The 465-nt window shown below is 45.8% G+C and carries 1 protein-coding gene; it reads left to right on the top strand.

Annotated features, from left to right (window positions below):
- The coding region (locus CHH91_RS17880) for an isocitrate/isopropylmalate family dehydrogenase (RefSeq protein WP_286160832.1) at positions 1 to 465 on the top strand (465 nt) is incomplete at both ends.

Below are 465 nucleotides of genomic sequence, written 5' to 3'. Positions count from 1 at the left end.
GTCGTATCCAAAACAGCTACAAAACGTACGCAATCCAAGCGGTGAATTGCGGCACCGTTTCGATTTGTATGCCAACATTAGGCCAGCTAAGTCAGAGCCATATATAAAAGGAGTGGTGGAACGCGCAGATTTGGTCATATACAGAGAAAATACAGAAGGGTTTTATGTTGACCGCAATATGTATAAAGGAATCGGCGAATGGATGGTAACAGCAGACATTGCTGTAACAGCCGGTGTGTTTACGCGCAAAGCGATTGAACGGATTGCCCATGCCGCGTTTTGTGCTGCCAGGGAACGCCGGAAAAAAGTGTCAATTGTCCATAAGGCGAATGTGATTTCCTTAGGATCTGGTTTGTTTTTAAACGTCTGCAAAGAGGTAGGCCACCACTATCCAGATGTGTCTGTTGATGATTATCACATTGATGCCATGTGTGCCCATTTGGTTAGGCGCGCCGATGAGTTTGA

It is taken from the genome of Virgibacillus sp. 7505, from assembly GCF_002272135.1.
GTDB lineage: Bacteria > Bacillota > Bacilli > Bacillales > Amphibacillaceae > Terribacillus.
This window is presented reverse-complemented; position numbering and strand designations above follow the sequence as displayed.